The organism is Ruegeria sp. CDSA077 (assembly GCF_059612265.1).
Genome location: NZ_JBXWQG010000017.1, coordinates 1 through 22,329, shown reverse-complemented (window position 1 = coordinate 22,329; position 22,329 = coordinate 1). Strand labels below are relative to the sequence as shown.

At 55.0% G+C, this 22,329-nt stretch carries 36 protein-coding genes; 2 read left to right on the top strand and 34 right to left on the bottom strand.

The window, feature by feature from the left end; genetic code table 11:
* Positions 1-38: 38 nt before the first annotated feature.
* From rpsK to AC2FLE_RS19785, 6 genes are all read right to left on the bottom strand, one after another.
* Complete coding sequence (gene rpsK / locus AC2FLE_RS19810) at positions 39-428, bottom strand: 30S ribosomal protein S11 (protein WP_037311698.1); 390 nt, start codon at positions 426-428, stop codon at positions 39-41.
* A 14-nt stretch (positions 429-442) separates the two neighbouring features.
* The gene (rpsM, locus tag AC2FLE_RS19805; RefSeq protein WP_142639766.1) at positions 443-811 is read right to left on the bottom strand and encodes a 30S ribosomal protein S13; all 369 of its coding nucleotides are present in this window, start codon (positions 809-811) and stop codon (positions 443-445) included.
* Positions 812-1,011: 200 nt separating this feature from the next.
* Positions 1,012-1,656 carry an adenylate kinase gene (locus tag AC2FLE_RS19800; protein ID WP_142639768.1) on the bottom strand — a complete coding sequence of 215 codons (645 nt, stop codon included), beginning with the start codon at positions 1,654-1,656 and terminating at the stop codon, positions 1,012-1,014.
* Entirely contained in the window at positions 1,653-3,017 is a 1,365-nt protein-coding gene (gene secY, locus AC2FLE_RS19795) for a preprotein translocase subunit SecY (RefSeq protein ID WP_271951986.1), read from the bottom strand. The genes AC2FLE_RS19800 and secY overlap by 4 nt, the downstream gene beginning before the upstream one ends.
* 109 nt (positions 3,018-3,126) lie before the next feature.
* A complete protein-coding gene (gene rplO, locus AC2FLE_RS19790; RefSeq protein ID WP_142639772.1) occupies positions 3,127-3,600 on the bottom strand; it encodes a 50S ribosomal protein L15 in 474 nt (157 codons plus the stop codon).
* Between the two features lie 489 nt (positions 3,601-4,089).
* On the bottom strand, positions 4,090-4,302 hold the full coding sequence (locus AC2FLE_RS19785; protein ID WP_496691902.1) for a DUF1127 domain-containing protein: 213 nt from the start codon (positions 4,300-4,302) through the stop codon (positions 4,090-4,092).
* Positions 4,303-4,676: 374 nt separating this feature from the next.
* Between AC2FLE_RS19785 and AC2FLE_RS19780 the strand changes: the two genes are divergently transcribed.
* Entirely contained in the window at positions 4,677-5,828 is a 1,152-nt protein-coding gene (locus AC2FLE_RS19780; protein ID WP_496699191.1) for a radical SAM/SPASM domain-containing protein, read from the top strand.
* 125 nt (positions 5,829-5,953) lie between these two features.
* Here AC2FLE_RS19780 and rpmD read toward each other — a convergent pair whose 3' ends face one another.
* The 28 genes from rpmD to AC2FLE_RS19640 all read right to left on the bottom strand — a co-directional run bounded on the left by rpmD (position 5,954) and on the right by AC2FLE_RS19640 (position 21,452).
* Positions 5,954-6,142, bottom strand: a complete 189-nt coding sequence (rpmD, locus tag AC2FLE_RS19775) for a 50S ribosomal protein L30 (RefSeq protein ID WP_008757946.1) — start codon at positions 6,140-6,142, stop codon at positions 5,954-5,956.
* A 12-nt stretch (positions 6,143-6,154) separates the two neighbouring features.
* Positions 6,155-6,724 (bottom strand): 30S ribosomal protein S5, encoded by a 570-nt coding sequence (gene rpsE / locus AC2FLE_RS19770; RefSeq protein ID WP_142639778.1) that lies wholly within the window; start codon positions 6,722-6,724, stop codon positions 6,155-6,157.
* Between the two features lie 116 nt (positions 6,725-6,840).
* Positions 6,841-7,200, bottom strand: coding sequence for a 50S ribosomal protein L18 (gene rplR, locus AC2FLE_RS19765; protein WP_142639780.1), 360 nt, complete (start codon positions 7,198-7,200; stop codon positions 6,841-6,843).
* 11 nt (positions 7,201-7,211) lie between these two features.
* Positions 7,212-7,745 (bottom strand): 50S ribosomal protein L6, encoded by a 534-nt coding sequence (gene rplF / locus AC2FLE_RS19760; protein WP_058272374.1) that lies wholly within the window; start codon positions 7,743-7,745, stop codon positions 7,212-7,214.
* Between the two features lie 12 nt (positions 7,746-7,757).
* Entirely contained in the window at positions 7,758-8,150 is a 393-nt protein-coding gene (gene rpsH, locus AC2FLE_RS19755; protein ID WP_142639782.1) for a 30S ribosomal protein S8, read from the bottom strand.
* A gap of 13 nt (positions 8,151-8,163) precedes the next feature.
* Positions 8,164-8,469 carry a 30S ribosomal protein S14 gene (gene rpsN, locus AC2FLE_RS19750; protein ID WP_142639784.1) on the bottom strand — a complete coding sequence of 102 codons (306 nt, stop codon included), beginning with the start codon at positions 8,467-8,469 and terminating at the stop codon, positions 8,164-8,166.
* A gap of 19 nt (positions 8,470-8,488) precedes the next feature.
* The gene (rplE, locus tag AC2FLE_RS19745) at positions 8,489-9,049 is read right to left on the bottom strand and encodes a 50S ribosomal protein L5 (protein ID WP_142639786.1); all 561 of its coding nucleotides are present in this window, start codon (positions 9,047-9,049) and stop codon (positions 8,489-8,491) included.
* Positions 9,042-9,353, bottom strand: a complete 312-nt coding sequence (gene rplX / locus AC2FLE_RS19740; protein WP_142639787.1) for a 50S ribosomal protein L24 — start codon at positions 9,351-9,353, stop codon at positions 9,042-9,044. The genes rplE and rplX overlap by 8 nt, the downstream gene beginning before the upstream one ends.
* 2 nt (positions 9,354-9,355) lie before the next feature.
* Positions 9,356-9,724, bottom strand: a complete 369-nt coding sequence (gene rplN, locus AC2FLE_RS19735) for a 50S ribosomal protein L14 (RefSeq protein WP_005621870.1) — start codon at positions 9,722-9,724, stop codon at positions 9,356-9,358.
* Positions 9,725-9,800: 76 nt separating this feature from the next.
* Positions 9,801-10,031, bottom strand: coding sequence for a 30S ribosomal protein S17 (gene rpsQ / locus AC2FLE_RS19730; protein WP_037311742.1), 231 nt, complete (start codon positions 10,029-10,031; stop codon positions 9,801-9,803).
* Positions 10,032-10,035: 4 nt separating this feature from the next.
* Complete coding sequence (gene rpmC, locus AC2FLE_RS19725) at positions 10,036-10,242, bottom strand: 50S ribosomal protein L29 (protein ID WP_496699186.1); 207 nt, start codon at positions 10,240-10,242, stop codon at positions 10,036-10,038.
* Positions 10,243-10,486: 244 nt separating this feature from the next.
* The gene (locus AC2FLE_RS19720) at positions 10,487-11,098 is read right to left on the bottom strand and encodes a hypothetical protein (RefSeq protein WP_496699184.1); all 612 of its coding nucleotides are present in this window, start codon (positions 11,096-11,098) and stop codon (positions 10,487-10,489) included.
* 171 nt (positions 11,099-11,269) lie between these two features.
* Complete coding sequence (locus tag AC2FLE_RS19715) at positions 11,270-11,476, bottom strand: cold-shock protein (RefSeq protein ID WP_010437077.1); 207 nt, start codon at positions 11,474-11,476, stop codon at positions 11,270-11,272.
* Positions 11,477-11,679: 203 nt separating this feature from the next.
* The gene (locus tag AC2FLE_RS19710; RefSeq protein ID WP_496691900.1) at positions 11,680-12,300 is read right to left on the bottom strand and encodes a 2OG-Fe(II) oxygenase family protein; all 621 of its coding nucleotides are present in this window, start codon (positions 12,298-12,300) and stop codon (positions 11,680-11,682) included.
* Between the two features lie 141 nt (positions 12,301-12,441).
* Complete coding sequence (rplP, locus tag AC2FLE_RS19705; RefSeq protein WP_085823145.1) at positions 12,442-12,855, bottom strand: 50S ribosomal protein L16; 414 nt, start codon at positions 12,853-12,855, stop codon at positions 12,442-12,444.
* 12 nt (positions 12,856-12,867) lie between these two features.
* Positions 12,868-13,578 carry a 30S ribosomal protein S3 gene (gene rpsC, locus AC2FLE_RS19700; protein ID WP_037311761.1) on the bottom strand — a complete coding sequence of 237 codons (711 nt, stop codon included), beginning with the start codon at positions 13,576-13,578 and terminating at the stop codon, positions 12,868-12,870.
* The gene (rplV, locus tag AC2FLE_RS19695) at positions 13,578-13,958 is read right to left on the bottom strand and encodes a 50S ribosomal protein L22 (RefSeq protein WP_039538267.1); all 381 of its coding nucleotides are present in this window, start codon (positions 13,956-13,958) and stop codon (positions 13,578-13,580) included. The genes rpsC and rplV overlap by 1 nt, the downstream gene beginning before the upstream one ends.
* 3 nt (positions 13,959-13,961) lie before the next feature.
* Positions 13,962-14,240, bottom strand: a complete 279-nt coding sequence (rpsS, locus tag AC2FLE_RS19690) for a 30S ribosomal protein S19 (protein ID WP_005980699.1) — start codon at positions 14,238-14,240, stop codon at positions 13,962-13,964.
* 3 nt (positions 14,241-14,243) lie between these two features.
* On the bottom strand, positions 14,244-15,086 hold the full coding sequence (gene rplB, locus AC2FLE_RS19685; protein ID WP_008757664.1) for a 50S ribosomal protein L2: 843 nt from the start codon (positions 15,084-15,086) through the stop codon (positions 14,244-14,246).
* 221 nt (positions 15,087-15,307) lie between these two features.
* Complete coding sequence (locus AC2FLE_RS19680; protein ID WP_496699182.1) at positions 15,308-15,973, bottom strand: hypothetical protein; 666 nt, start codon at positions 15,971-15,973, stop codon at positions 15,308-15,310.
* Positions 15,974-16,519: 546 nt separating this feature from the next.
* Positions 16,520-16,696, bottom strand: coding sequence for a hypothetical protein (locus AC2FLE_RS19675; RefSeq protein WP_496699180.1), 177 nt, complete (start codon positions 16,694-16,696; stop codon positions 16,520-16,522).
* Positions 16,697-16,776: 80 nt separating this feature from the next.
* Positions 16,777-17,811: a fatty acid desaturase gene (locus AC2FLE_RS19670; protein WP_496699178.1), complete on the bottom strand. Its 1,035-nt coding sequence runs from the start codon at positions 17,809-17,811 to the stop codon at positions 16,777-16,779.
* A gap of 170 nt (positions 17,812-17,981) precedes the next feature.
* Complete coding sequence (locus AC2FLE_RS19665) at positions 17,982-18,278, bottom strand: 50S ribosomal protein L23 (RefSeq protein WP_142639794.1); 297 nt, start codon at positions 18,276-18,278, stop codon at positions 17,982-17,984.
* Positions 18,275-18,892: a 50S ribosomal protein L4 gene (gene rplD / locus AC2FLE_RS19660; protein ID WP_050605826.1), complete on the bottom strand. Its 618-nt coding sequence runs from the start codon at positions 18,890-18,892 to the stop codon at positions 18,275-18,277. The genes AC2FLE_RS19665 and rplD overlap by 4 nt, the downstream gene beginning before the upstream one ends.
* Complete coding sequence (gene rplC / locus AC2FLE_RS19655) at positions 18,889-19,614, bottom strand: 50S ribosomal protein L3 (RefSeq protein ID WP_142639796.1); 726 nt, start codon at positions 19,612-19,614, stop codon at positions 18,889-18,891. The genes rplD and rplC overlap by 4 nt, the downstream gene beginning before the upstream one ends.
* Positions 19,615-19,632: 18 nt before the next feature.
* Positions 19,633-19,947: a 30S ribosomal protein S10 gene (gene rpsJ / locus AC2FLE_RS19650; RefSeq protein ID WP_008756422.1), complete on the bottom strand. Its 315-nt coding sequence runs from the start codon at positions 19,945-19,947 to the stop codon at positions 19,633-19,635.
* A 277-nt stretch (positions 19,948-20,224) separates the two neighbouring features.
* Complete coding sequence (locus AC2FLE_RS19645) at positions 20,225-20,419, bottom strand: hypothetical protein (protein WP_281973758.1); 195 nt, start codon at positions 20,417-20,419, stop codon at positions 20,225-20,227.
* A 280-nt stretch (positions 20,420-20,699) separates the two neighbouring features.
* Positions 20,700-21,452, bottom strand: coding sequence for an FkbM family methyltransferase (locus tag AC2FLE_RS19640; protein WP_271951961.1), 753 nt, complete (start codon positions 21,450-21,452; stop codon positions 20,700-20,702).
* A gap of 256 nt (positions 21,453-21,708) precedes the next feature.
* Here AC2FLE_RS19640 and AC2FLE_RS19635 point away from each other — a divergent pair, with 256 nt between their 5' ends.
* Entirely contained in the window at positions 21,709-22,050 is a 342-nt protein-coding gene (locus tag AC2FLE_RS19635) for a RidA family protein (RefSeq protein WP_496699245.1), read from the top strand.
* Positions 22,051-22,329: the final 279 nt, after the last annotated feature.

The following is a 22,329-nucleotide window of genomic DNA, read 5'->3' as shown; positions in this document are numbered from 1 at the left end:
CGTGCAAAAACGCGGGCCCCAGCTCAATTCTAATTCGCTTAGACGCGGCGGCGTTTCGGCGGGCGACAGCCATTGTGAGCGATTGGCGTCACGTCGCGGATCGACGTGATGTTGAAGCCCACTGCAGCCAGTGCGCGCAGAGCCGATTCACGACCCGAACCGGGGCCCTGAACTTCGACTTCCAGCGTCTTGACGCCGTGATCCTGCGCCTTTTTACCTGCGTCTTCCGCAGCCATCTGAGCAGCATACGGTGTAGATTTACGCGACCCTTTGAACCCCATGGTCCCGGCCGACGACCATGCAATGGCGTTGCCTTGCACGTCCGAGATCAGGATCTTGGTATTGTTGAAGGTCGAATTCACATGGGCCACGCCCGATGCGATATTCTTGCGCTCTTTTTTCTTGGTACGAGTCTTTTCGCGTGCCATCGGTCAGACCCTCCTTATTTCTTCTTGCCAGCAATGGCCTTTGCGGGGCCTTTGCGGGTACGAGCGTTGGTATGGGTACGCTGACCGCGAACGGGCAGGTTACGACGATGACGCAGACCGCGGTAGCAACCCAAATCCATCAGGCGCTTGACGTTCATCTGAACTTCGCGACGCAGGTCACCTTCGACGGTGAAGTTTGCGTCGATATGTTCGCGGATGGCCAGAACTTCGGAATCCGACAGCTCATTGACGCGACGGTGCGCTTCAATGCCTACGGCTTCGCAGATGGCCTGCGCCGAGGTGTTGCCGATACCGGTGATATATGTGAGGGCGATAGGTACCCGCTTTGCAGTCGGGATGTTTACGCCGGCAATACGTGCCACGTGTCACTTTCCTTTTTGTTGCGGTTCCGTAGCTCCGGAACCTTTTTTCACAACACTTGACCGTGGCAGTGACGCCAGAGGGCCCAGTATTATTCGAGGTGGTCGGGGCAGTTAGGACGAATCCCGCCTGCGATCTTGATTCCCTTTAGGGATGGGGGTCGATATGGGCTTTTGCGCTTGGCGTCAAGGCCATATTGGAGCTAGCCGAGTACGGCCTCGATCGACGCAGTCACTTCCTTGATATCGGCCAACCCATTGACCGGGCGAAGATCGCCTTTGGCGTAGTAATAACCAATCAGCGGCGACGTCTTTTTGTAGTACTCCATCAACCGCGTGCGCAGGCTGTCTTCGTTGTCGTCGGCGCGACGCGTGAACTCTTTTTGCTCACCACAGTTGGTGCAGCGACCATCTGCCGGGATCGGCTTGGTCTTGTCATTATAAACTTCGCCACAGCCCGAACAGGTCGAACGTGCGGTGATCCGATCCACCAGGGCATCGTCATCCACCCGCATCTCGATCACAGTGTGCAGTGACTGGCCCAGCTTGGTCAGCAAAGCCGCCAATGCGTCGGCTTGTGCCAATGTGCGCGGAAAACCGTCAAAGATGAAACCGGCACCGGTTTCGGTGGTCAGCTTCTCTTCGATCAGGCCGATCACGATCTCATCGGTGACCAGCTTGCCGGCATCCATGATGGCTGCGACCTTCAGGCCCATCTCGGTGCCCGAGGTTTTGGCTTCGCGCAGCATGTCTCCGGTGCTCAGCTGCACCATGCCGCGTGTTTCAACAAGATGACGCGCTTGCGTTCCTTTACCCGCCCCCGGGGGGCCCAGAAGAATGATGTTCATCGACGAGCGGGTCCCTTCCTGCCGCGTTTCTTACCCTTCCCGCGCAGTTGGGACTTTTCGATAAGCCCTTCGTATTGATGCGCCAGCAGGTGGCTCTGAACCTGTTGGATCGTATCCATGGTCACAGAGACGATAATCAGAACCGAAGTACCACCGAAATAGAACGGAATAGCAAACTGGCCCCGCAGGATTTCAGGCAGCAAACAAACCGCCGCCAGATAAGCCGAACCCAGAACCAGAACGCGGTTGACCACGTATTCCAGATACTCGGCGGTTTTCTTACCCGGACGGATACCCGGCACAAAACCGTTCTGCTTTTTCAGGTTATCCGCCACGTCATCCGGTTTGAACGACACGTTGAACGTGTAGAAATAGGCAAAGAACACGATCATCGACGCAAAGAACAGCAGGTACAGAGGCTGACCGGGTCCAAAATTGGCCAGCAGCCAGGACATGATCGGCCCGTTGGTCGCACCCGATGAGAAGGTTGAGATCGTCACCGGCAGCAACAGCAAAGAGCTGGCGAAGATCGCCGGGATAACGCCAGCCGGGTTCACTTTGACCGGCAAGTGGCTCGAGCCACCTTCATAGATCTTCATACCGGCCTGACGGCGCGGGTATTGAATATGGATCTTGCGCAAAGCGCGCTCCATGAACACCACAAAGGTGATCACGGCGATGACCATGACGATCACTCCGATGATCACTGCGGGGCTGATTGCGCCGCTGCGGCCACTTGCGAAGAACTGAGCCAACGCTGCCGGAACCTCGGCGATGATGCCAACGAAAATAATCAGAGAGATACCGTTGCCGATGCCGCGCGCGGTGATCTGCTCACCCAGCCACATCAGGAACATGGTGCCGCCAACCAGTGTAATCATAGTCGACAGACGGAAATAAAGGCCCGGATCGGTCGCCAAATCGCCAGACTCCAGCGAAACGGCCAAGCCATAGGCCTGAACCGTGGCCAGCGCCACGGTGCCGAAACGGGTATATTGGTTGATCTTCTTACGACCCTGCTCGCCTTCTTTCTTGAGCTGTTCGAGCGCGGGAACCATCGAGGTCAGCAGCTGAATGATGATCGAGGCCGAGATGTAAGGCATGATGCCGAGGGCAAAGATACCCATCCGCCCAAGCGCCCCGCCGGTGAACATCGAAACCATACCGCCGATGCCCTGCCCCGCTTGCTCCATGAACTCACGTAGGGCCTGTCCGTCGATCCCCGGCACCGGTATAAAAGTGCCCAGGCGATAGACGATCAACAAACCCAGTGTGAACAGGATGCGGTTGCGCAGATCGGTGGCTTTGCCCAAAGCAGCCCAGCTAGTGTTGGCTGCCATTTGTTCTGCTGCTGATACCATAAATCGGTCTCTCTTATGAAAACACCGCCCGGAACCGTTTTCCGGCTCGGGCGGCGTCTTGGAAAACTCTGAGGTCTATGTAAGCGGGTCTTGGCCCGCTCACAAGCGCTTACTCTGCCGCAGCGGCTTTTGTGACCGTCAGTGAACCGCCTGCTTTTTCGACTGCCTCAACGGCAGCTTTCGAAGCACCAGTTACTTCCAGGGTCACCTTGGCGCTGATTTCGCCTTTGGCCAGAACGCGGATACCGTCCAGTTTACGGCGAACCAGACCGGATGCAACCAGTGCGTCCTCGGTGATCGCGGCTTTGGCGTCCAGCTTACCGGCGTCGACGAATTTCTGGATCAGGCCCAGGTTGATAACGGCAAACGCCTTGCGGTTCGGCTTGTTAAAGCCACGCTTGGGCAGGCGTTGGTACAGCGGCATCTGGCCACCTTCGTAGCCATTGATCGCCACACCCGAACGGGATTTCTGACCTTTGATACCACGGCCACCCATTTTACCTTTACCGGAACCGGGACCACGGCCGACGCGGGTCCGTTTCGGTGTGGCGCCTGGGTTGTCGCGCAATTCATTCAGTTTCATTTCGCTTCTCCTTCGCCGGAAATGACCCCGAAGCGTGATGGGTCAAACACGGCATTTCTTGGTTTTGATTCTTGCGGCGCAGTACGCCACCGGAGCCCGATACAGCTTTGTGGCTGAGGATGCAAGTTTTGAAGTGAACAACGCCCAAACTGTCTAGCCTTCAGCATTTTGGATTGGCGCGTCCAGTGGATTAATCCGGTGTTTGGGCAGCCATGGAGGAATCCGATATGGGTCCGTTGTATATTCGATGAGCAGATCCAGCGCCGGGCAGTCTGACGGAATACCCAATACGCCAATCTGATAGTCTCGCACTGTGTCAGCCTCGTGATCGCGTTATTGGGACATAGCCCCCTCTAATAGTTCTCATGGAAAATTTCCAAACGATCCACAATGCAGAGCGACCAATTTCACCGTGCCTGTGCCTTTCAAGCACGCAGAATCAAAAGAGGCGCCAAATGGCGCCTCGGTGTTGTTCAGCCTGCCAGGTTCTCAGCAGTAGACGTGCTTATGCGCAATATCACTTATATCGCACCGGCGGATACCAATGTCGTTCAGTTCACGATCAGTCAGGTTCTGAAGCTCTGAATAGGTGCGGCCGAATTCGGCGCGCAGGGCATAGGCCTCTTTCACGCGTGCGATCAGAGTTGCGATGCGGGCGGTCAGACCAAAGCCTTCGCGGGAAAAAGTTGCTGTGTTTGCCATTTCTATATTCCTTTCTAAACCGGAGCGTATTCTCCAGATTTCGTTTGCGTTCCTATTTGGGACAAAGCTCAAATAAGAACGCCAGATAACGCTAACAACAGAAGATTCGGTCTGGCCGGTATGCATTGGGGGAATGGCAGTGAAAACACTGTTTAGACATCCCACTACAGGCTTTCGTTGAAATAGACCTGTGGATTTCTCGGCTAAAGATAAGATCTATCAAATTTATATATTTTAATATCTTTTTTCTTTTACGGACCCATATTTTCACTATTCTATCACATATCCGTGAACTATCGGGCTATTTCGGCCTGTTTTACCATTTTCGCCTCGCACGTTTAGGGCGTCCTCGACTTCATGAATGAGGATACTCCATGCCTTTGGTTTCAAGCGTTATTAGAAGGTTGCGCTGGATTCAGCGCCGTCCTTCCTTGAAGCAATCGGCAAACCTGTTGCGCAACGTTCGGGGCTATCTTCTTCACTCTCAACAAGCCGCCCCGCTGCCGTCTCTGGTGAAAATTGATATTTCGCCGCTGTGCTCACTAGCCTGTCCACATTGCGTCCATGCGAACCCGTCCCGACGCAACCGGCCATTACTCAGCGATCAGAATTTCGGAAAGCAGGACAAACTCAGCCTTCAGCAGTACCGGCATATCATTGGCCAGATCAAAGATCGCGCGCTTGGTGTAAGCCTGTTCTACTATGGCGATCCTCTGGCACACCCGGACCTCAACGACATGATCCGGGCCACGACCGCAGCCGGTTTGGAAAGCCATATCACCACCCATTTCAGCTATCGGCTAAAAGCCGAGAGGATTCATGACCTGGTCGATGCCGGGCTTAGCCATATCACAATCTCAGTTGATGGCGCGACGCAGGAAAGCTTTCAGGTTACCCGTGTTCGCGGACGCCTGGATTTCGTTCTGAACAACCTGCGACTACTGGCTGGCTATAAAAAGAGGAAGGGTCTGAAATCTCCGTTCATAGAAATACAGCATATCTCTTTCCCCCATCACGCCGAGGATGAACTGGATCAGGTGAAGGCCATCGTAGACGAGATTGGTATCGACGCCTTTACCACGTTTGAAGGGCTACGGTTCGATGCAAATGGAGATCTGTACAACGTCGTAGACGACGATCCCGATCGGATTGAAAATGGCGCGCCCCTGTCATCATCCCTCACGCCAAGGTGCCATTGGCCCCACAGCAGCACGGTCATTCGCTTTGATGGCGATGTGATTCCCTGCTGTCTCTGGCGATCCGGCCGCCAATATGTTTCCGACAAGAACCGTGATCCGCATGTGTTGGGAAATGTTTTCGACGAACCACTTGAAACCATCTGGAACAACGAAAAATACAAAGCTCTGCGCCGGCAGGTCTGGAACCCGCGTGCTCATTCCAAACGCGAGGCAGCAGCCAGTTTTTGCGATGGATGCCCCAGGCTGTACGAAAAACCAGGCAGAGAACCTTCGTTGCGCCATGAAGTCGACATTGAGTTTGCAGAAAAAAAGGCGCTCGGGTCATAGCCGAGTTTGCGCCGAGGCACTGAAAAGCAACATAAGACGAGCCGGAAAAAAAACGACCGGCCAAACAAGAAGAAAACGCCCCCGATCAGATCGGAGGCGTTTTTAAGTCTTCAAAGAACTCGCGATTAGCCGCGTTCTTCGATGATCTCTACCAGATGCGGGATCTTGTTGACCATGCCGCGGACCGAAGGAGTATCCTCCAGTTCACGGGTTTTGTGCATCTTGTTCAAGCCCAGACCGATCAGGGTCGCGCGCTGTTCAGCGGGGCGGCGGATCGGGGAACCAATCTGCTTGACGACGATGGTTTTTGCCATGGGTCGCTCTCCTTATGCTTCTGCTTCAGCAGCAACAGGCGCTTCGTCCCGCTTGGGCAGGATGTCAGCAACTTTCTTGCCGCGACGCTGTGCAACCGAACGCGGGCTCTGCTCTTTTTGCAGGCCGTTGATGGTGGCGCGGATCATGTTGTACGGGTTCTGCGAGCCCAACGACTTGGACACAACATCCTTGACGCCCAGCATTTCGAATACAGCACGCATCGGACCACCGGCGATGATACCAGTACCTTCAGGTGCCGAGCGCATAACCACTTTACCGGCGCCGTGGCGGCCTTCGATATCGTGGTGCAGGGTCCGACCTTCGCGCAGCTGCACGCGGATCATCTGACGCTTGGCTTGTTCAGTTGCCTTACGGATGGCCTCGGGTACTTCTTTTGCTTTACCCTTGCCAAAGCCGACGCGGCCCTTCTGATCGCCGACAACCACCAGAGCGGCGAAGCCAAAGCGCTTACCACCTTTTACGGTTTTCGACACGCGGTTGATCGCGACCAGACGGTCTGCGAATTCCGGAGTTTCGTCGCGGTCGCGGCCACGGCCCCGACGGTTTTCACGTTCTGCCATTTGGCATCCCTTTTCTCATGTGGCGCATTGCGGCGCCGTTGTTTCAATCCAAGTGAGCCTCGACTATTGCCGAGGCCCCCGGATCATCGGGGCAGCTGAGGCGCTGCCCGCAAGTCTTAGATCTTCAGACCACCTTCACGCGCAGCGTCGGCGACAGCCTTCACTTTGCCGTGGAACAGGAAGCCGCCACGATCGAAATAAGCCTCTTCGACGCCTGCCTTCTTGGCACGCTCGGCGATGGCTGCGCCCACTTTCGTAGCCGCTTCGACGTTGTTTGTGCCAACTACACCCAGATCTTTTTCCAGGGTCGAGGCCGAGGCCAGGGTCACGCCACGAACGTCGTCGATCAGCTGAGCGCTGATGTTCTTGTTCGAACGGTGAACCGACAGGCGTACACGACCTGCATTGACCTTGCGAAGTTTGTTCCGAACGCGCAGGCGGCGCTTCAGAAACAGGGTTCTTTTGCTGTTTGCCATTGTTTGCGTCCTTACTTCTTCTTGCCTTCTTTGCGGAAGATGAATTCGCCCTTATAGCGGATACCCTTGCCTTTATACGGCTCGGGACGGCGCCATTCGCGGATTTTCGCCGCGACTTCGCCCACCTGCTGCTGGTCGTTACCTTCCACAATGATCACGGTCTGCTTCGGTGCGGTGATGGTGACACCTTCCGGAGCAACGAAATCAACGTCGTGGCTGTAGCCCAGGTTCAGCTTCAGGGTGTTACCCTGCATCTGAGCCCGGTAACCAACACCCTGGATCTCCAGCTCTTTTTTGAAGCCTTCGGTCACACCGGTTACCAGATTGGCAACCATGGTGCGGCTCATGCCCCATTGCTGACGGGCACGTTTGGACATGCCACGCGGGTTGATTTGAACCACATTGTCTTCGACCGACAGCGTAACGTCATCAGTCGCAGTGAAGCTACGGGCACCTTTCGGGCCTTTGACTTCGATGGTCTGGCCGGAAACCGAGGCGGTTACACCGCTGGGCAGTTCGACCGGACGTTTACCAATACGAGACATTGACAGACCTCCTTAGAAGACGGTGCAGAGCACTTCGCCGCCAACATTGTTGGAGCGTGCATTCTGGTCCGACATCACACCTTTCGGAGTGCTGACAATCGACACACCCAGACCCTGACGGACCTGCGGGATGTCATTGACGCCCATGTATACGCGACGACCGGGCTTGGAGACCCGCTTCAACTCGCGAATGACAGGGGTGCCTTCGTAGTATTTCAGGCTGATTTCGATGGCCGGATGACCGTTTTCACCAGTCATCTTTTCGTAGCCACGGATGTAACCTTCGTCCGCCAGCACGTCCAGAACCCAGGCGCGCAGTTTCGACGCCGGAGTGTTTACAGTGGACTTGCCGCGCATTTGCGCGTTGCGGATACGGGTGAGCATATCGCCGATAGGATCGTTCATATCTATGTCTCCCTTACCAGCTCGATTTCACCATGCCGGGGATCTGACCTGCAGAACCCAGCTCGCGCAGCATGATACGGCTGACCTTCAGCTTACGATAGTAAGCATGAGGACGACCTGTCAGCTGACAGCGGTTGTGAAGACGAGTTGCCGAGCTGTTGCGCGGCAGTTTCGCCAGTTTCAGACGCGCTTTGAAACGCTCTTCCATCGGCTTGCTCTCGTCATTCGCGATTTCTTTCAGCTCGGCACGCTTTGCGGCATATTTGGCCACCAGGCGTTCGCGCTTCTTCTCGCGTTCGATCATTGCTTTTTTAGCCATGTCTCAATCCTCCCGGCGCTTAAGCGTTGAACGGCATGTTGAACGCTTTCAACAGGCTTTTCGCTTCAGCGTCGGTTTTCGCTGTGGTGGCAATTACGATATCCAGGCCCCAGACTTCGTCGACCTTGTCGAAGTCGATTTCCGGGAACACGATGTGCTCTTTCATGCCCATGGCAAAGTTGCCACGACCATCGAAAGAAGGCTTAACACCGCGGAAGTCACGAACGCGCGGCAGCGCGATGGTGATCAGACGATCCAGGAATTCATACATCCGGTCACCGCGCAGGGTAACTTTCGCACCCAGCGGCATGTCTTCACGGACGCGGAAACCCGCGATCGACTTCTTCGCCAGTGTTGCAACAGCCTTTTGGCCTGCAATCGCGGTCAGATCTTCAACAGCGGCTTTCGCCTTCTTCGAGTCTCTGACGGCCTCTGCACCACAACCGATGTTCAGAACGATCTTTTCCAGCTTGGGCAGCTGCATATCGCTCTTGTAACCGAACTCTTCTTTCAGAGCGGCACGGATGGTTTCAGCGTACTGAGCTTTCAGACGCGGGGTGTAGGTTGCGGTATCAAGCATCGATCACGTCCCCCGTGGTCTTGGCAAAACGAACCTTCTTGTCACCTTCCATGCGGAAGCCAACGCGGGTTGCTTTACCGTTTTTGTCCAGCAGAGCCAGGTTCGACAGCTCAATCGGGTTTGCCTGAGGCAGGCGACCACCTTGCGAGGTCTGCGACTGGCGGGTGTGGCGAATGGCGATGTTCACGCCATCAACAACGGCTTTACCGGCTTTCGGGTCGACCGAGGTGATAGTTCCCTCTTTGCCCTTGTCCTTGCCAGCCAGCACGACGACCTTGTCGCCTTTGCGGAGTTTAGCAGCCATGATTACAGCACCTCCGGAGCAAGCGAGATGATTTTCATGAAGTTCTTCGCGCGCAGTTCACGAACAACAGGGCCAAAGATACGGGTACCTACGGGCTCGTTGTTGTTGTTCAGAATGACGGCGGCGTTGCGATCGAAACGGATCGCGGTGCCGTCTTCGCGACGGACTTCTTTGGCGGTGCGTACGACGACGGCCTTACGGACGTCACCTTTCTTCACGCGGCCGCGTGGGATGGCTTCCTTCACCGAGACGACAATGATGTCGCCTACAGAGGCGTATTTACGCTTGGAACCACCCAGGACCTTGATGCACTGAACTCGGCGTGCGCCGGAGTTGTCAGCGACATCCAGATTGGTCTGCATCTGGATCATGTGGTTTCTCCCGACCTGTGGGGGCTGGTCTTGTTAGATCCCCCAGGGTTTCGACAAATGGGAAAATCCCGGAGGCTTACGCTTCCAGAACTTCCCAACGTTTCGTCTTCGATTTCGGCGCGCATTCGATGATGCGAACTGTATCGCCGACCTTAAAGGCGTTCTTTTCATCGTGAGCCCGGTATTTCTTGGACTTACGGATGGTTTTCTTCAGAACCGGATGCGTAAAGCGGCGCTCGACGGATACGGTTACAGTCTGTGCGTTGGCATCGCTCGTTACGGTGCCGGAAAGGATACGCTTAGGCATAGGATTACTCCTCCGATGCCGCAGCAGCGGCCTTTTCGTTCAGGATGGTTTTAACGCGGGCGGCGTTGCGGCGGGCCGCTTTGATGCCAGCGGTGCTTTCCATCTGACCGGTTGCCTGTTGAAAGCGCAGGTTAAAGCTTTCTTTCTTCAGGTTGGACAGTTCCTCGCGGAGCTGGTCAGGGGTCTTGTCACGCAGTTCTTGGGCGTTCATCGCCTTTTCCTTTGCTCAAAACACCAGAAGGCCCCTATGCAGGGTCACCTTTGACCTGGTGGATGAATGATAGACATACGAATCCCCCGACTCGGCCGGGGGAACGCAAGATGCCGCTCTATAGGGGGTTCTGGGGTGGGTGGCAAGGGAAAGTATGGAGGATTGATCGAGAGGCCGTTTTTAGCGCTCTGCTCACTTGAGCAACCAGCGACGGGCACGAGATGTTTGAACCGAATTTGGAAGCCTATTCGCTCTTGGAGCGAATTCCATCGAAACCTCTTCCCCAAACCAATCCAGAGTTCGGCAGCATATGCGCCTGCTTCAAAACTATCTTTAGCTCTGGAGAATACAACACCTTTACCGTTCGTTCGTCATCCCCTGATACATGCTCACGCACCAGAACTTCCCAAACTTTGTATTTACACGTTCCAACCCGTTCAATTCGATTTTTCTGGAACTCAACCGTTACAGTGCCGAGTAAGGCTTCTTTATCGCCATCTTGTATCGTGAAGCCTGACTGCCACTCTTTTTGCTGCTCTAGGTCATCTAAGGAACTAACTGATTGCTCGTATGAACGCTTTGAGGCGGTGAACTTCATAAAGGTCTCGCTGAACAGCAAAGGATGCGCGTAGTGGCTAGCGAAACCTATGCGCCTAGAGTCTTCGGTTCTTAACTCAACGACAAACCCCGTCTCAACAACGGTTTGAACTCGTAAAAGCCATGTTCCGCCATAGTCCAACCAGACGCCTTTACCGACATCTACACGGGTTGGGCACGTCGCAAGTGCAGGTGCGACGGCCAACGCCAAAAAAAGTGAAACCGCTAGTACAACCTTTGCTAGTTTTGGCGCGCCCATGGTTTACCCCCACAAAATAGAAAAGCTGGCATTAATCCCGCCACCCTAGGCCTCGTTGACAGGTGCGTTGAATGCACCAGCCATTACAGCATGTAGACATCCCACTCACAAACGCAAAACGCGGCCTCGTTTGCACGAGACCGCGTCTTCAACTGTCTAAGTCTGAGTGACTTACGCCAGAGCGATGTTCACAGCCGACTCACGACCGTCACGGCCGGGTTCGATGTCGAACGTTACTTTCTGGTCGTCGGCCAGGCCGGTCAGACCCGAGCGCTCGACAGCAGAGATGTGTACAAACACGTCTTTGCCACCGGTCTCCGGTGCGATGAAGCCAAAACCTTTAGTTGTGTTGAACCATTTTACGGTGCCGTTGGCCATATCCGTAGTCTCCTAGTAAATTGCTGTCCGCGGAATTGCGACAGCGCGGCGTTGTCGGTCTGGATCGAAAGACTGAACGCCGATATTCGGGAGACAGTGGTCGAAAAAGAAAAACGTAAGCGCCCTCCACATCGTTTATCTGACGACACAATGCAAGAACTTTTCACACATTCCTTTGAATCAGAGTCCCTTAAACGACCGTGCTAGTCCCATTTATAGTTAAAGCTGACGGAAATCCGCTCATCCTCGGCCATGTTCATCGGCACCTCGTGGCGCAACCAGCTCTCCCATAGCAAAACATCGCCAACCTGAGGCTTCACATAGATAAATGGCTGCAGGTCCCGACGGCCCCCTTTCATACGCGTGGGCGCTGCCATCATGCGGCCCGAGCGCGGGTCTTCAAGCTTCAGCGCGCTAGCGCCTTCGGGCATCGAAACATAAGTCGTGCCCGAGATCACGCTGTGTGGGTGCAGGTGGCTGGAGTGCATTCCGCCCTCGGGCAAAATGTTGATCCAAAGGTCTTCAAGCTTTAGTTCACCCTCACCCAGATCAAACTCCAGATCCTTAGCAAAAGCTGCAACGTGCTGGTCCAGCACCTTAACCAGATCAGCAAAGATCGGAAACCGCCAGGGCAGATCCGTCAGCGAGGCATAGCTGGTATAACCGGGATAGCCGTTTTCTTCGCACCATTCCTGCCCGGCCTCATCATCCTCGGCGATGACAAGACAGGAGCTTTCCAGCTCCTCCGGGTCGATCTTGGGATCAAACTCGGACAAAGCTGCGCGATAGAGACGGGTGACAAAAAGTGATTCAATCTGTGCCATGGGCCTGTCTTAAACCAGCCTCTCGATGAAGGCGATGGGTGTTTTGCGAGGCTGTGGCGGAGCAACGCCATCAAACCAAAAACCCCCGCCGGTTTCCCGACGGGGGTCAATCTTGTCGCGAGCGGGGTCGCCCACAATCGCTTACCAGTCTTCGCGAACCACGACGCGAGTCTTGATCGGCAGCTTCATCGCAGCCAGGCGCAGGGCCTCGCGGGCGATGTCGTCATTGACGCCGTCGATTTCGAACATCACGCGGCCAGGCTTGACTTTGCATGCCCAGCGGTCGACCGAACCTTTACCTTTACCCATACGAACTTCGATCGGCTTAGCCGTAACCGGAGTGTCGGGGAAGATGCGGATCCAGACACGGCCCTGACGCTTCATGTGACGCGTCATGGCACGACGTGCAGCTTCGATCTGGCGTGCAGTTACACGCTCAGGCTCAAGAGCTTTCAGTCCATAGGTGCCAAAGTTCAGATCAGAGCCGCCCTTGGCTTCACCCTTGATCCGGCCTTTGTGCATCTTGCGGAATTTAGTACGCTTTGGTTGAAGCATATCTTTCCCTCCTTAGCGACGACCGCCACCAGCACCACGAGGTGCAGGGCCGTCCTGGAGTTCCTGTGCTTTACGGTCACGTGCCTGCGGATCGTGCTCCATGATCTCACCTTTGAAGATCCAGACCTTGATCCCGATGATCCCATAAGGAGTCATCGCTTCGGCTTGTGCGTAATCGATGTCGGCGCGCAGCGTGTGCAGAGGCACACGGCCTTCGCGGTACCACTCGGTCCGTGCGATTTCGGCGCCACCCAGACGGCCAGCGACGTTCACCCGGATACCCAGGGAACCCATACGCATGGCGTTCTGAACCGAACGCTTCATTGCGCGACGGAACGAAACCCGGCGCTCCAGCTGCTGAGCGATAGACTCGGCAACCAGCTGCGCGTCAAGCTCGGGCTTGCGCACTTCGACGATGTTCAGGTGCAGTTCGCTGTCTGTCATCAGGGCGATTTTCTTGCGCAGAACTTCAATGTCCGCGCCTTTCTTGCCGATGATGACACCCGGACGTGCAGTGTGGATCGTAACGCGGCACTTCTTGTGCGGACGTTCGATGATCACACGGGCGATGCCGGCTTGCTTGCACTCTTTGTTGATGAACTCACGGATCTTCAGATCTTCCAGCAGAAGATCACCGTAGTCCTTGGTGTCGGCGTACCAGCGGCTGTCCCAGGTGCGGTTCACCTGAAGGCGCATGCCGATCGGATTTACTTTATGACCCATTAGGCTTGCTCCTCAACTTGACGCACCTTGATGGTGATCTCCGAGAACGGCTTCATGATCTTGCCGAAACGGCCACGGGCCCGGGGGCGACCGCGTTTCATGACCAGGTTCTTACCAACCCATGCTTCGGCAACGATCAGCTCGTCGACGTCCAGGTTGTGGTTGTTCTCGGCGTTGGCGATTGCGGACTGCAGGCACTTTTTGACGTCCTGCGCGACACGCTTGTTCGAGAAAGTCAGGTCGGTCAGAGCCTTCTCAACTTTCTTGCCGCGGATCATCTGCGCAACCAGGTTCAGTTTCTGCGGGCTGGTACGGAGCATGCGCGTTTTCGCCATTGCTTCGTTTTCAGCCACGCGGCGGGGGTTCTTTTCCTTGCCCATGACTTACTTCCGCTTCGCTTTTTTGTCAGCGGCGTGACCGTAATAGGTACGAGTTGGCGAATACTCACCGAACTTCTGACCGATCATGTCTTCCGAGACGTTGACGGGGATATGCTTCTGGCCGTTGTACACACCAAAGGTCAGACCCACGAACTGGGGCAGAATGGTGGAACGACGCGACCAGATCTTGATAACTTCGTTGCGGCCCGACTCGCGCGCTGCTTCGGCTTTTTTCAGCACGTAAGCATCGACGAAAGGACCCTTCCAAACAGAGCGAGACATGGATTAACGTCCCTTCTTCTTGGCGTGCCGCGAGCGGATGATCAGCTTCTGGGACGCTTTGTTTTTGTTGCGAGTACGCTTACCCTTGGTGTCCTTACCCCAAGGCGTAACCGGTGTACGGCCACCCGAGGTACGACCTTCACCACCACCGTGCGGGTGATCGATCGGGTTCATAGCGACACCACGAACCGACGGACGTACGCCTTTGTGGCGCATACGGCCGGCTTTACCGAGGTTCTGGTTGCTGTTGTCGGGGTTGGACACGGCACCAACGGTGGCCATGCATTCCTGACGAACCATACGCAGCTCGCCCGAGCTCAGACGGATCTGAGCGTAGCCGCCATCACGGCCCACGAATTGCGCGTAAGTACCGGCCGCACGTGCGATCTGACCGCCTTTACCAGGCTTCATCTCGATGTTGTGGACGATGGTACCAATAGGCATACCCGAGAACGGCATTGCGTTACCCGGCTTGATGTCGGCCTTGGCCGAAGCCACAACCTTGTCACCAACAGCCAGACGCTGCGGAGCCAGGATATATGCCTGCTCGCCGTCTTCGTATTTTACCAGTGCGATAAACGCGGTCCGGTTCGGGTCATATTCGATCCGCTCGACGGTTGCCGCGACATCAAATTTATTCCGTTTGAAGTCAACGATCCGGTAGAGACGCTTTGCGCCACCGCCGCGGCGGCGTGAAGTGATCCGTCCGGTGTTGTTCCGGCCGCCCGATTTGGTCAAACCCTCAGTGAGAGACTTGACCGGACGTCCTTTCCAAAGCTCCGAACGGTCGATCAGCACCAGCCCGCGCTGGCCCGGCGTCGTCGGCTTGTACGACTTGAGTGCCATGCTTTCTGTCTTCCGTTTAGCAAGTGCGAGGCAGTGCCTCGCTATGTGATAGGCCCCCGTAGGTGCCAAGGGTATAGGGCCCCGAAGGTCCCCGGTTACAAATATCAGAAGCCCCGGAACGAATCCGAGGCCGCGAGATTGGGTGCATATAGCCGTGTTGGGGGTGGGTGTCTATAGGGGACACACTGTTTACTCGCGAATGAGTAAACTACGTAACCGTTTCAGGTTTCACCATCATCTGCCATGAGGAGCGCGAGGTGTTTTTTCAGCTGTTTTATAGCTTTCTCCATAAAAAAATGAAACCGAACCTCCCTTTTCTCTTCGTCGCTTAAGCTTTCGAACTCCCATAGCATCGCCTTGATTTGTAAATACTTTTCATCACCCAAACCGGTTCTCTTTGTAAAAGAAAATGGTACCGCGCCGAGAACAGCTATGGTCAAACCCGCAAGACTCACGGAGAACGGGTCAACTATTAGTCCTCTTTCCTCAAGCAGACGAAGTTCTAGGCTCAAACGTCTTTCAGCTTCAGGAATCTGAAGGTTTTTGGCTGGAGTTCCAAAATCTTTCCTAATCGCTTGAAATGATCCAGGCTTTGAGCGCACATATTGACTTCCTGCATTGGAGAAATCTACAGGGTTCTCTTCAAGAAAATTCCCAAAGTGCCTGCCTAGATAGGTGTCGATTCGCTCAATTTCCTTGGGAAATTCAAAGCCCTTTCGCCCCTCCAAATGCCAAGCATACGCCGCGAACACAAGCGGCCAAACATAAGCCGATTTGCCGGTAACCAGATGGGAAAATTCATCGCACTCTTCTTCGTTTGGCCACTCACCCGGATTTGTAAGTGCCAATATCCCGTAAGAGAACGGGCTTAAGTCAACGCTTTGCATATTAACCTCTAGAAATTGACAAGGCGGCAATAACGGTACGCGTAAAGCAAGCGCAACCCCTCTGTAGCTCGGCAGAAGAGTAATCAGAACTACCTAGTTCATTCAACCACTAGCCATCTCTGTGCATCTTTCTCCTATGACGGCTCGATCAGCGTCGAGTAGAGATGTCATGGTGTTACCTATTTTGAGGTTGCATATGATTCTTTGGCGCCTCTTCAATTACTCACACAAGCGCGGAACAAGGCCGAAGGTCGCCGCGCCAGCGACTGCCCGTCCCGGCGGGCTGGCGCTATGGGGACGTTTGCGCCTCGCTCTGAGTTCGGATGTAGTTGGCACTATAAAGCGCGCAGATCAGTCGCTGCGGCGCCATCCCACGGGCAGTCACCGGCGCGGCTAGCGGATATACACAACAAAAAACCCGCTTTCGCGGGGGCCTAATATCTCTCTCCAATGACGAGTCCGATCAGAGGCTGGTGGGCACGCCGATGATTACCCTCTTCCATGGTTACACCAGCAGCCTTGACGCTCACCCATAGCCCCGCACAATCACTTCTTGTCGCGCGCGGCCTTTTCTTCTTTGGTCAGCTTGTTGTTCCAGACGTTATTGCTCAAACCCAGCTCTGCCGGCGCAGGTTTGGTTTTTCCAACGCTGACTTTGCCTCCTTTATCCAGGAACTCCTGAATAAGGGCGTCATCTGTCGTTTCTTTGGGGACATGTTTCATAACAGCGACCGTATCCGCATCACACGGCGGGAGCAACGACCGGATTTCCGGCTATCGCTCAGACCCTCTGAATGAGCCCTTCACCCATACAGCGCGCGTGCTTCGGCGAAGGACAGCAGGCGGCGGTTATTCTCATCCCACAGGTGCAGCCGCGCGTTGGCGAGGCTTTCGCGGATAGTCATCCGGTTGCTGTTGGCCAACTCGTCATGGTCCCGCAGCACCTCGGTCAGGCGGTAGAACGGGATACGGCTGTACAGATGGTGTACGTGGTGGATGCCGATATTAGCCGTGAACCACTGCAAGACGGACGGCAGGATATAGTGAGAGCTGCCGTGCAGGGCGGCCTCGTGCAGTTGCCAGTCCTGATCCGGATCCCACTGCGTCTCTTCGAATTGATGCTGGACGTAGAACAGCCAGACGCCAGCCGTTGCAGCGATAAGGGTCGAAGGCAGGAAAATCAGCAGCACCGGCATCAGGCCACCAAAGTAATAGATGGCCCCTAGCGCGGCCAGAATGGCCAGGTTCGTCGCCATCGCGCTGACCCAGAATTTCGGAATACCGGTCAAACCAAGCGGGAGGCGGTTTTGAAACAGGAACAGATAGCCGGGACCAAAACCAAACAGGGTGATCGGGTGGCGATAGAGCCGGTAAAATAACCGGTTCAAAGGCGTCAGCGCCCGGTATTCGGCCACCGTCAGCGTATGGATGTCTCCCATCCCGCGCTTATCCAGATTGCCAGATGAGTTGTGATGCGAGGAATGTGTGCGCCGCCAAACATCGTAAGGCGTCAACGTCAGCACCCCGAGCCCCCGACCGACCCAGTCACTGACCGTCCGGTTCGTAAAAAATGCCCCGTGACCGCAATCATGCTGAATGGCAAACAGGCGCAGCAGAAAGGCCGCGTTCAGAACCGAGATCGCAAGCGCCAGCCAATAGCTGACCGACAAAGACATCCAGGCCAAGGCCCAAAGCGCTATGAAGGGAACACAGGTAACCCCCAGCTCGAACCAGCTACGCGGTTGGCTTGGCTCTCGATATTTGGCCAGCGTCGACACCCAGTCCCGCGCGACAGTCACATCCGGGTTGTCCCGGGTCGAGAGAGTGGATTGGGTCATGCGCCTGCCATATCGTTTGTTTGTTCCATACCGGATAGACGACCCCACCGGCATAGCAATCATTTTCTGTTCGAGACGCTGGGAATGGCGCTCAACTTTTGGTGTCACTACCTAAAGAAAAACCCCCGCTTTCGCGGGGGTCTTAATGGTTTGTCCAAAGACAGGCCCGATCAAAGACCGGTGGAAATGTCGATGGTGTTACCCTCTTCAAGGGTCACATATGCTTTTTTGACGTCTTTCCGCTTGCCCAACTGGCCGCGGAACCGCTTGACCTTGCCTTTGGTCACAGAGGTGTTCACCGCTTTGACCTTCACACCAAACAGTGCCTCAACGGCCTCTTTGATCTGTGGCTTGTTGCTGTCAATCGCAACCTCAAAGACAACCGCGCCATTTTCGGACGCCATGGTCGACTTTTCGGTGATGATCGGTTTGCGGATCACGTCGTAGTGTTCTGCCTTCGCGCTCATTTCAGTCGAGCCTCCAGTGCTTCGACAGCCGCTTTCGTGAGCACCAGAGTGTCACGCTTGAGGATGTCATAAACGTTTGCACCCATCGACGGCAGGATATCCAGACCTTCGATGTTGCGCGACGCCTTCAGGAACCCTTCGTTCACGGTCGCCCCGTCGATGACCAGAGCGCGTTTCCAACCCAGGTTTGCAACCTGCTTGGCCAGAGCGGCGGTCTTGCCTTCGGCTTCGGCGTTCTCGATCACAACCAGCTCACCAGCTGCCATTTTGGCAGACAGCGCGTGGCGCAGACCAAGTTTACGGAACTTTTTCGGCAGGTCATGACCATGCGAACGCACGACCGGACCTTTGTAAACGCCACCACCCCGGAAGATCGGTGCCGAACGGGCGCCGTGGCGTGCGCCACCGGTGCCTTTTTGGCGATAGATCTTTTTTGTCGAGTAGGACACTTCCGAGCGGGTCTTGACCTTGTGGGTGCCAGCCTGCGCGTTGTTGCGCTGCCAACGGACCACACGGTGCAGGATGTCCGCGCGCGGCTCCAGGCCGAACAGGTCCGCATCCAGCTCGATGTTGCCGGCTTTGCCGCCGTCCAGTTTGATTACATCAAGTTTCATGCTTCACCACCTTCCGCGGGAGCTTCTTCCGCAGGTGCTTCGGTTGCAGCCGATTTCACAGCAGCCGGGAAAGGCAGGCCTTCCGGTGCTTTCTTCTTGACGGCGTCCTTGACGGTAACCCAACCGGATTTCGGTCCGGGAACGGCGCCTTTGATGAAGACCAGACCACGGTCGGCGTCGGTTTTGACGACTTCCAGGTTCTGGGTGGTTACACGGGCAGCACCCATGTGACCGGCCATCTTTTTGCCTTTGAAAACCTTGCCCGGATCCTGACACTGGCCAGTTGAACCGTGCGAACGGTGGCTGATCGAAACACCGTGCGAGGCGCGAAGACCACCGAAGTTCCAGCGCTTCATTGCACCGGCAAAGCCTTTACCGATCGAAGTACCCGAAACGTCAACTTTCTGACCTTCCAGGAAATGTTCTGCCGAAATCTCGGCACCTACTTCGATCAGGCCATCTTCAGAGACGCGGAACTCGACCAGCTTACGCTTGGGTTCAACCTTGGCAGCGGCATAGTGACCGCGCATGGCTTTCGAGGTGCGTTTTGCCTTGGCAGCACCGGCACCCAGCTGAACAGCAGTATAGCCGTCCTTCTCGTCCGTGCGCTGTGCAACAACCTGCAGGTTGTCCAGGTGAAGAACGGTTACAGGGATCTGCTTGCCGTCTTCCATGAACAGGCGGGTCATGCCTACTTTTTTTGCGATAATACCAGAGCGCATAATCTATACCCTCCGATCTTACGACTGCAGCTTGATCTCGACGTCCACACCAGCAGCGAGGTCGAGCTTCATCAGCGCGTCAACGGTCTGGGGGGTCGGATCAACGATGTCGAGCAGACGCTTGTGCGTGCGGATCTCGAACTGGTCGCGGGATTTCTTGTCAACGTGAGGGCCACGGAGAACCGTGAACTTCTCGATCTTGTTCGGCAGCGGGATCGGGCCGCGCACGTTCGCGCCGGTCCGCTTGGCAGTGTTGACGATCTCTTGCGTGCTGGCATCCAGAACGCGATAGTCAAATGCCTTCAGCCGAATACGGATATTTTGGCTTTGCATAATAACAGCCTTTTATCAGGCGTTGAGGTTGAGAGGAGGACAAGCGCGCATCGCCAACCCTCATCGAACCCAAAAGGCGGGAATCACCCCGCCTTGATGTTCTTATAGAGAACTCGCGCGATCTACAGGGGTGTGAGGGGTTTGGCAAGGGGGGAAGTTCAAACAAGTCGAATGCGCTCACCTGGCTCATTCCCTATGCGTACATTTTCTGAATTTGGGCGTCTTAACAAGATCGACTCAATCTAAATTTGGTCCACCAAATTCCTGTACTGAATGCCTAGGGATTTTCTTGGACAGACACAAAAAGCCAAAGCAAGATAATTGCCCCAAACGGGTTGATAAACAGTGCTGCCACTTGCCAAAGTAATCGATCTTGTCCGCGCCGCTCTGCCATATCCCCCACTAGCGCAAACAGTTGCCAGATCGCCCAGAGCAAAAAGGCCAGAAACAAGAGGATGAATATTGCTTCCATCGTGTGTCTTCACTCTGCCCTTGTTCGTAACGTTCGATATGTCATCAGTGCAACTGAGGCGATACATGTTTCTAACTTCAAATTGGTTGAGGCTTGCACGACCTCTTTCAGATTTGTGGGCGCAGAGTAACCGCATCTCGATCCGAACCTCTGTAAAGGCCGTCCTTTGAGGAGCGGCCACTTTCACGGATAGCGAAAAGCGGGGCGTCTCCCAGCGCGATTGGCTCAACGCCTTCGCGGACAACACAACTCGCGTTGCATGCGGAAAGATGCCCTTAGACTATGTCTTGGCTACCCGTGCCGCCATACGAGACAGTCTGGTATCCTGATAGTCGAACACTGAGCTTTCGAATGGGGCAAAAATGGCATCGCAATCGGTCGCTTCTGCAGACGGTGGCCTGACGAATTCGTGTAGCTCAAACCCGTGATCTGCCATCGCGGCGACAAAATCGCTGAACCTATAACCGCCGTGATACCGACGCCGTACAGAGACTTCAGCCAATACAAAGGTGCATTTTTTTAGCATCTCCGATGCACCTTTAATAACCTCGATTTCAAAACCTTCCGTGTCGATTTTCAATCCGAAAGGTTCCTTGTAGGAAGACGCAATCTCATCCAGTGTTTTTACCGGGACTTGTCGCTCTTCAACTTGCGAGGTGTGTTGGATTGCCGCTTCGTCAAACTCCTGCATCGTTGCCCGTGTGCCGAGCCAACGATCGCCGACCGTTGGAATTCGAAGAGTCGTCTGTCCGCTTTCGGCACCAACTCCGCAAGCATGGAAATCAAAATCGATCTTGTCGCCCCAGTTTTTCCGTACCTTGGTTTCGTAATCCGAAATGGGCTCAACCAACACAAACTTGGCTGCGGGGAAAGCTTCGTACAAATGCTCGGTTCCCGAGGCCACCCCGACATCGAATACTGTCTCGACCTCAAAACCCAGATTACCGATATAGGCACCCGTCTCCTTCATTGGCGAAACCTGATATCCTCGCCGCTTCAGGCGCTTGGACAGTCGTTCTACGGTTTCGTCCATGTCGAAGTATCCTTCTTGCGGTTTCGCCCGATGCAATCCACTGAAACCAACTAGAGAGCACTTCAACGGCAAAAGCGCAATCTGGTATACTGTGTCGCTGGCAAGCTAGCCTAGGCGCGGCAAAATGCTATCGACCCGCCCCGTCCCCGACCAGTTCAACTTTTCTGAAAGTTACTCAAGCGGTTTCCGTTTGCCATGCGGGGCATCTTATGACCATGAACGCGTGCATCAAACAGGAAACAGCGAGATCACTCCAATGATAGAACGCATCGAAACCGGCGAGAGATCGTCCAAAATCGTTAAACATAATGGTGTGGCCTATTTGACCGGGCAAGTCGCCGAAGGTGATACCATTCAGGAACAGGTGCGTATTTGCCTTGGGAAAATTGACGACCTGCTAGAGCGCGCAGGTTCATCACGGGAAAAAATGCTGCGTGTGACCATCTGGCTAGCCGATATGAAGGACTTTGCTGGTTTGAACGAGGTCTGGAATGCTTGGGTTCCTACAGGATACGCACCTGCGAGGGCGTGTGGCGAAGCAAAATTGGCGCGGCCCGAACTTAAGGTGGAATTCATAGTGGACGCTGCATACGACTAAAGCATGCTGCTTCTTTAGGTATTCCCCGTCTTGAATTACCAAATTCAAACAGAAAAAGCCCGCCCCGGTTTGGGGCGGGCTTTTTTGTTTCGACGGTTAGGTCTGAGACTATTCGGCGAACGATCTCATCACCGCCTCCGATCACTCAACACTCTTTAGTGTACGATATGGGCGCGTCGCGGGCTTGTCGAGATCAAACGAGAAAGGGCGCCGGATGGGCGCCCTTTCCATTTGATCATTCGCTTGCGCGAATTACTCGACGATTTTCGACACAACGCC

Bases quoted from the DNA above. Each gene is read 5' to 3' on its own strand.
- rpsN (WP_142639784.1), bottom strand. From the start codon at position 8,469: ATGGCTAAAAAAGCAATGATCGAACGCGAGAAGAAGCGCGAACGCCTG.
- rpsJ (WP_008756422.1), bottom strand. From the start codon at position 19,947: ATGCAAAGCCAAAATATCCGTATTCGGCTGAAGGCATTTGACTATCGC.
- rplX (WP_142639787.1), bottom strand. From the start codon at position 9,353: ATGGCTGCTAAACTCCGCAAAGGCGACAAGGTCGTCGTGCTGGCTGGC.
- rplB (WP_008757664.1), bottom strand. From the start codon at position 15,086: ATGGCACTCAAGTCGTACAAGCCGACGACGCCGGGCCAGCGCGGGCTG.
- AC2FLE_RS19720 (WP_496699184.1), bottom strand. From the start codon at position 11,098: ATGGGCGCGCCAAAACTAGCAAAGGTTGTACTAGCGGTTTCACTTTTT.
- AC2FLE_RS19780 (WP_496699191.1), top strand. From the start codon at position 4,677: ATGCCTTTGGTTTCAAGCGTTATTAGAAGGTTGCGCTGGATTCAGCGC.
- rplV (WP_039538267.1), bottom strand. From the start codon at position 13,958: ATGGGCAAGGAAAAGAACCCCCGCCGCGTGGCTGAAAACGAAGCAATG.
- AC2FLE_RS19785 (WP_496691902.1), bottom strand. From the start codon at position 4,302: ATGGCAAACACAGCAACTTTTTCCCGCGAAGGCTTTGGTCTGACCGCC.
- rpmC (WP_496699186.1), bottom strand. From the start codon at position 10,242: ATGAACGCCCAAGAACTGCGTGACAAGACCCCTGACCAGCTCCGCGAG.
- AC2FLE_RS19800 (WP_142639768.1), bottom strand. From the start codon at position 1,656: ATGAACATCATTCTTCTGGGCCCCCCGGGGGCGGGTAAAGGAACGCAA.
- AC2FLE_RS19645 (WP_281973758.1), bottom strand. From the start codon at position 20,419: ATGGAAGCAATATTCATCCTCTTGTTTCTGGCCTTTTTGCTCTGGGCG.
- rplP (WP_085823145.1), bottom strand. From the start codon at position 12,855: ATGCTTCAACCAAAGCGTACTAAATTCCGCAAGATGCACAAAGGCCGG.
- rpmD (WP_008757946.1), bottom strand. From the start codon at position 6,142: ATGGCAAAAACCATCGTCGTCAAGCAGATTGGTTCCCCGATCCGCCGC.
- rpsC (WP_037311761.1), bottom strand. From the start codon at position 13,578: ATGGGTCATAAAGTAAATCCGATCGGCATGCGCCTTCAGGTGAACCGC.
- rplE (WP_142639786.1), bottom strand. From the start codon at position 9,049: ATGCTTGATACCGCAACCTACACCCCGCGTCTGAAAGCTCAGTACGCT.
- AC2FLE_RS19680 (WP_496699182.1), bottom strand. From the start codon at position 15,973: ATGCAAAGCGTTGACTTAAGCCCGTTCTCTTACGGGATATTGGCACTT.
- rpsH (WP_142639782.1), bottom strand. From the start codon at position 8,150: ATGAACGATCCTATCGGCGATATGCTCACCCGTATCCGCAACGCGCAA.
- AC2FLE_RS19640 (WP_271951961.1), bottom strand. From the start codon at position 21,452: ATGGACGAAACCGTAGAACGACTGTCCAAGCGCCTGAAGCGGCGAGGA.
- rpsS (WP_005980699.1), bottom strand. From the start codon at position 14,240: ATGTCTCGCTCTGTTTGGAAGGGTCCTTTCGTCGATGCTTACGTGCTG.
- AC2FLE_RS19670 (WP_496699178.1), bottom strand. From the start codon at position 17,811: ATGACCCAATCCACTCTCTCGACCCGGGACAACCCGGATGTGACTGTC.
- rpsE (WP_142639778.1), bottom strand. From the start codon at position 6,724: ATGGCAGAACGTGAAAACCGTCGGGGCCGTGGCCGCGACCGCGACGAA.
- rplC (WP_142639796.1), bottom strand. From the start codon at position 19,614: ATGCGCTCTGGTATTATCGCAAAAAAAGTAGGCATGACCCGCCTGTTC.
- rplF (WP_058272374.1), bottom strand. From the start codon at position 7,745: ATGTCTCGTATTGGTAAACGTCCGGTCGAACTGCCCAGCGGTGTAACC.
- rpsK (WP_037311698.1), bottom strand. From the start codon at position 428: ATGGCACGCGAAAAGACTCGTACCAAGAAAAAAGAGCGCAAGAATATC.
- secY (WP_271951986.1), bottom strand. From the start codon at position 3,017: ATGGTATCAGCAGCAGAACAAATGGCAGCCAACACTAGCTGGGCTGCT.
- rpsQ (WP_037311742.1), bottom strand. From the start codon at position 10,031: ATGCCTAAGCGTATCCTTTCCGGCACCGTAACGAGCGATGCCAACGCA.
- rplO (WP_142639772.1), bottom strand. From the start codon at position 3,600: ATGAAACTGAATGAATTGCGCGACAACCCAGGCGCCACACCGAAACGG.
- rplD (WP_050605826.1), bottom strand. From the start codon at position 18,892: ATGAAACTTGATGTAATCAAACTGGACGGCGGCAAAGCCGGCAACATC.
- rplR (WP_142639780.1), bottom strand. From the start codon at position 7,200: ATGGCAAACAGCAAAAGAACCCTGTTTCTGAAGCGCCGCCTGCGCGTT.
- AC2FLE_RS19665 (WP_142639794.1), bottom strand. From the start codon at position 18,278: ATGAGCGCGAAGGCAGAACACTACGACGTGATCCGCAAACCGATCATC.
- AC2FLE_RS19635 (WP_496699245.1), top strand. From the start codon at position 21,709: ATGATAGAACGCATCGAAACCGGCGAGAGATCGTCCAAAATCGTTAAA.
- AC2FLE_RS19715 (WP_010437077.1), bottom strand. From the start codon at position 11,476: ATGGCCAACGGCACCGTAAAATGGTTCAACACAACTAAAGGTTTTGGC.
- AC2FLE_RS19675 (WP_496699180.1), bottom strand. From the start codon at position 16,696: ATGAAACATGTCCCCAAAGAAACGACAGATGACGCCCTTATTCAGGAG.
- rplN (WP_005621870.1), bottom strand. From the start codon at position 9,724: ATGATCCAGATGCAGACCAATCTGGATGTCGCTGACAACTCCGGCGCA.
- AC2FLE_RS19710 (WP_496691900.1), bottom strand. From the start codon at position 12,300: ATGGCACAGATTGAATCACTTTTTGTCACCCGTCTCTATCGCGCAGCT.